Annotated in this window: 2 other RNA genes; both read right to left on the reverse strand. The window is 51.2% G+C overall.

Annotation, left to right across the window (positions count from 1 at the left end):
* Positions 1–61, reverse strand: a non-coding RNA gene (locus OGV94_RS25180) — RtT sRNA; the annotation flags it as partial.
* A 43-nt stretch (positions 62–104) separates the two neighbouring features.
* Positions 105–235, reverse strand: a non-coding RNA gene (locus tag OGV94_RS00820) — RtT sRNA.
* Between the last annotated feature and the right edge of the window lie 52 nt (positions 236–287).

The following is a 287-nucleotide window of genomic DNA, read 5'->3' on the forward strand; positions in this document are numbered from 1 at the left end:
CTCGCTACGCTCGAATCGAACCTTAGTCGAAGTTTCTCATCCTTCCCGCATGGGCAGAATATAGGGCATTGCAGATGAATGAGGTGTGTTGCTTTATGAAGTGATGGTGGTGGGGGAAGGATTACTCAGCGCTGCGCGCTTCGCCCTTCGGGTCGTTGCCTTTGGCAACGCTTTCTCGCTACGCTCGAATCGAACCTTAGTCGAAGCTTCTCATCCTTCCCGCATGGGCAGAATATAGGGCATTGCAGATGAATTAGGTGTGTTGCTTTATGAAGTGATGGTGGTGG

The sequence above is a fragment of the Citrobacter sp. Ce006 genome, from assembly GCF_030336535.1.
Lineage (GTDB): Bacteria > Pseudomonadota > Gammaproteobacteria > Enterobacterales > Enterobacteriaceae > Citrobacter > Citrobacter europaeus.